General features: G+C 73.7%; 4 protein-coding genes. 1 reads left to right on the top strand and 3 read right to left on the bottom strand.

The genetic code is table 11. From position 1 onward, the window contains the following. Positions 1-96 precede the first annotated feature (96 nt). The 3 genes from JWR81_RS16370 to JWR81_RS16360 are packed head-to-tail and all read right to left on the bottom strand — an operon-like array spanning position 97 to position 3,631. A complete protein-coding gene (locus JWR81_RS16370) occupies positions 97-1,623 on the bottom strand; it encodes a class I adenylate-forming enzyme family protein (RefSeq protein WP_297652746.1) in 1,527 nt (508 codons plus the stop codon). A gap of 47 nt (positions 1,624-1,670) precedes the next feature. Further along, positions 1,671-2,453 (bottom strand): enoyl-CoA hydratase-related protein, encoded by a 783-nt coding sequence (locus JWR81_RS16365; RefSeq protein WP_297652742.1) that lies wholly within the window; start codon positions 2,451-2,453, stop codon positions 1,671-1,673. Then, positions 2,450-3,631, bottom strand: coding sequence for a thiolase family protein (locus tag JWR81_RS16360; protein WP_297652739.1), 1,182 nt, complete (start codon positions 3,629-3,631; stop codon positions 2,450-2,452). The genes JWR81_RS16365 and JWR81_RS16360 overlap by 4 nt, the downstream gene beginning before the upstream one ends. 219 nt (positions 3,632-3,850) lie before the next feature. Here JWR81_RS16360 and JWR81_RS16355 point away from each other — a divergent pair, with 219 nt between their 5' ends. Then, entirely contained in the window at positions 3,851-4,282 is a 432-nt protein-coding gene (locus JWR81_RS16355) for an OB-fold domain-containing protein (protein WP_297652736.1), read from the top strand. The last annotated feature ends 118 nt before the right edge of the window (positions 4,283-4,400 follow it).

Raw genomic sequence — 4,400 nt, 5'->3', positions numbered from 1 at the left:
CCCAGGTCGGCCAGGAGCAGCGCGGCGTGCGGGCCGGGGCCCATCCCGGCCAGCTCGACGACGCGGACGCCGCCGAGCGGGCCGGCGCCGCCGCTCTCAGCCACCGTCGGCGCCGAGCACCGCGCTCAGCTCGCGCCGCAGCGTCCGGCGCAGCAGCTTCCCGGTCTCCGTGTGGGGCAGCGTTGCCCGCAGCTGGATGTGCTCGGGCGTCCGGGTGGACCGCAGCCGCGCCCGGACGTGAGCCTGTAGCGCGAGCTCCGTCGCCTCGGCCCCGGGCTCGAGCACGACGGCGGCGACGACCTTCTCGCCCCACTCCCGGTCCGGCACGCCGAACACGGCGGCCTCGGCGACGGCGGGGTGTTCGAGCAGGACGGACTCGATCTCGCCGGGGGAGAGGTTCTCCCCGCCGCGGACGATCACGTCGTCGAGGCGCCCGTAGACGAACAGGTACCCCTCGTCGTCGAGCATCCCGGCGTCCCGGGTGGTGAACCAGCCGTCCGCGTCGGTGCCGCGGTGGCTCAGGTACTCCCCGGACACCTGCTCCCCGCGGACCCAGATCTCGCCGCGGGTCCCGGGGCCGACCTCGAGGCCGTCGACGTCCCGGACGGAGACCTCGAGCGACGGGAGGGGCTGCCCGACCGAGCCGAGCCGGGCGCGGACGGCGGGGTCGTCGGACGCGAACGCCGCGCGGTGGTCCTCGGGTCCGAGCACCGCGATCGTGCTGGAGGTCTCGGTCAGGCCGTAGGCGTTGACGAAGCCGACCTCGGGCAGGACGCGCAGCGCCCGCTCGATCACCGCGGCGGGCATGGGGCCCCCGCCGTAGGACAGCGACCGCAGCGACGGCAGGCCGACGCCACCCGTCGCGACGTCCGCCTCGACGACGTCCAGGATCCGGTTGAGCATCGTCGGCACGACCATCGCGTGCGTGACGTCCTCGGCCCGGGCGAGCTCCACCCAGCCGCGCGGGTCGAACGACTCCATCCGCAGCACGCGGCGTCCGGAGTAGGTGTTCGACAGCACCGCGGACACCCCGGCGATGTGGTACGGCGGCACGCTGACCAGCGCGGCGTCGTCCTCGGCGGAGCCGCCGTACTCCACCGACGAGAGGACGTACGCGGTCAGGTTGCGGTGCCGCAGGACCGCCGCCTTGGGCTCACCCGTCGTGCCGCTGGTGAACAGCAGGACCGCGATGTCGTCCGGGTCGCCGTCCATACCGTCGGCCTGCGGGGCGTTCGGGTCCTCGGCGACGTCGAGGAGCTCCTTGCGCTGCAGCAGCGTGATGCCCTCGACGGGCCCGATCCGCTCCGCGACGCCCTCCCCGACGATCACGGTGGCGGGAGCCATGCGGCGCACGATCTCGCCGAGCTGGGCGTCGGTGAGCCGGTAGTTGACCGGCACGTAGGGCTTGCCGGCCAGCGCGGCGCCGAACAGGGTCAGCGGGACGGCGTCGGAGTTGAGGTCGACCAGCCCGACCCGCTCGCCCTCCTGCGCCGCGAGCAGCGCGCCGACCCGCCGGGCTCGGGCACCGAACTCGGCGAAGGTCAGGCCGTCCGCGCGGGACCCGAGCGCCACGCGCTCGGCCATGCCGTCGACGGCCATCTCGAGGAGCATCCCGAGGTGCATGTGCGTGTCTCCTGCGACTCGACTCGACTCGATCGGGTGGGCGTGGATCAGTGTCCGGTCCAGTGGGGCGCCCGCTTCTCGGCGAAGGCGCGGGCCCCCTCGCGGGCGTCGTCGCTGTCGAAGACCGGCTTGACCGCCGCGGCGAGGGCGTCGCGGTCCGGGTCGCCGATCTCGGCGTACATGAGCTCCTTGGTGACGCGCAGGGCCAGCGGACCGTTGGCGGTGATGCGCTCGGCGAGGGCCAGGGCGCTCGGCAGCACTTCCGCTGCGGGCACGACCCGGTTGACCAGGCCCATCTCGCGCACGCGTTCGGCGTCGACCAGCTCTCCGGTGAGGCCGAGCTCCAGGGCGTGCGCGAGCGGGATCCGGCGGGGGAGCCGGGTGCCGCCACCGGCGGCGATCAGCCCGCGGGACACCTCGGGCAGGCCGAACCTCGCCTTCTCCGAGACGACGAGCAGGTCACAGGCCAGGGCGAGCTCCAGGCCGCCCCCGACCGCGGTGCCGTTGACCGCGGCGACGACCGGCTTCGGGTAGACGCGCCCGGTGAGCACGTCGAGCCCGGGCCCGTCGACCTCCATCCCGCCCGCGAGGAACGCCTTGAGGTCCATCCCGGCGCAGAAGATGCGGTCCCCGGCGGCGGTGAGCACGACCACCGAGACGGCGTCGTCCGACTCGGCCTCGGCGAACGCGCGGCCGAGGCCGGACATCGTCGGGCCGTCGAGGGAGTTGGCGGCGTGCGGGCGGTTGATCGTCACGACGGTGACGGCGCCACGGCGCTCGACGAGCACCGGCGCGTCGGTGCTCGTCGGAGTGGAGGCGGGAGTGGTCACGGCGCGGCCACCTCCAGCACCATCGCCGAGCCCATCCCGCCTCCCGCGCACATCGCGGCGACGGCGATGCCGCCGCCCCGGCGGCGCAGCTCGTGGACGAGCGTGGTGACCATCCGGGCACCGGTGGCCGCGACCGGGTGGCCGAGGCTGCACCCGCTGCCGCTGACGTTGACGATCTCCTCGTCGATGTCGAGGATGCGGGTGGTGGCCACGCACATCGCGGCGAAGGCCTCGTTGATCTCGAAGAGGTCGACGTCGGCGACGGTCAGCCCGGCCCGGCGCAGCGCCTTCGGGATCGCGCGGACCGGGGCCAGTCCCGTCTCCGCGGGATCGACGCCCACGGACGCCCAGGAACGGACGACGGCGAGCGGGGTGAGCGCGCGCTCGGCAGCAGCGCGGTCCGAGGTCAGCGTGACCGCAGCGGCCGCGTCGTTGATGCCGGAGCTGTTGCCGGCGGTGATGCTGAAGCCGTCGATCTCGGGGTGCAGGACCTTCAGCCCGGCCAGGCGCTCCAGCGTGGTGTCCCGGCGCGGGTGCTCGTCGACCTCGAAGACGGTCTCGGTGCCGTCGGCCCGACGGACCTTCATCGGCACGATCTCGTCGGTGAACCGGCCCTCGTCGATGGCCCCGACGGCGCGCTGGTGGGAGCGGTACGCCCAGGCGTCCATCTCCTCGCGGGTGACGTTCGCCGACTGGGCGGCGTTCCAGCCGACGGTGATCGACATGTCCTTGTTCGGCGCGTCTGCCCGGTCCGGGTGGCTGGGGGACATCCAGTTCTCGTCCCAGGTGTCCGTGCCGGGCTGCCGGAAGCGCGAGATCGGCGCGGTGGAGCGGGCCTCGACGCCGCCCGCGATCACCACGTCGTCCATCCCGGCGCGGATGCTGCCCGCGCCCATGGCGACGGCGGTGAGCCCGGAGGCGCAGTGCCGGTTGAGCGCGACGCCGGGGACGTCGACCAGGCCGGCGGTGACCGCGGCGTGCCGCGCGATGTCCCCGCCGCCGTACATGGCCTCGCCGAGGACGAGGTCGTCGACGTCGCCCGCGGCCAGGCCGCTGCGCTTCACCGCCGCCTCGACGACGGTGTGGGCCAGGTCGAACGCGCTGGTGTCGGCCAGTGTCCCCTTGCGGAAGGTGCCGATGGCGGTGCGGCACGCGGAGACGACGACGGCTTCGGGCATGGTGGCTCCTCGCAGATGACGTCCGGCGGGGCGGACCCAGGACCGTGCCTCGCCGCCGGTCTCCGGAGTGTAGGTCCGCGCGGCGAGTTCTGACAACTGCGTTCAACTTTGGGTCTGGGCCTCAATGCTGGCCGGACGTTGTCGAGGGGCGACCCGACGGATAGGTTTCTGACGAAGTGTTGGTCCGGCGTCGATGCCGGGTCCGAGAAGGGATGGCCGATGACGCGACCCGCTTTCCGCATGCTGCCGGAGGTCACGGCGGACTCCGCGGCGTTCTGGACCGGGGGCGCCGAGCGCGAGCTGTGGATCCACCGCTGCCACGCCTGCTCCCGCTGGTTCCATCCACCGGCCCCGGCCTGCTTCCGGTGCCGGAGCCGCGACGTCGCCCCGGAGGCCGTCTCCGGGCGCGCGACGCTGGTCAGCTACACGGTCAACCACCACCCGTGGTTCGGCGAGGCGTTCCCCGTGCCGTACGTCGTCGGGCTCGTCGAGCTGGCGGAGGAGCCGGACACCCGGCTGACCACGCAGATCGTCGACTGCGACCCGGCGGACGTGCGGTTCGGGATGGAGGTCGAGGTCGAGTTCGAGCACCACGACGACGTGTGGGTCCCGGTGTTCCGGCCCACGAGCACCGGAGGGCACGCGTCATGAGCTTCGTCGACGACAAGGTCGTCATCACCGGGATCGGGCAGTCGGAGGTCGGGCGCAAGCTCGGCCGCGGCGGTGTCGACCTCGCCCTGGACGCGGCACTGGAGGCGATCGCGCACGC

Origin of the sequence: Pseudonocardia sp., from assembly GCF_025965585.1 — a bacterium.
Lineage (GTDB): Bacteria > Actinomycetota > Actinomycetes > Mycobacteriales > Pseudonocardiaceae > Pseudonocardia.
Note: the sequence above shows the minus strand (reverse complement) of the source record. Positions and strands in the feature narration are given on the sequence as shown.

Excerpts from the sequence above, each read along its gene's own strand:
- JWR81_RS16355 (WP_297652736.1), top strand. The coding sequence starts at position 3,851 with ATGACGCGACCCGCTTTCCGCATGCTGCCGGAGGTCACGGCGGACTCC.
- JWR81_RS16360 (WP_297652739.1), bottom strand. The coding sequence starts at position 3,631 with ATGCCCGAAGCCGTCGTCGTCTCCGCGTGCCGCACCGCCATCGGCACC.
- JWR81_RS16370 (WP_297652746.1), bottom strand. The coding sequence starts at position 1,623 with ATGCACCTCGGGATGCTCCTCGAGATGGCCGTCGACGGCATGGCCGAG.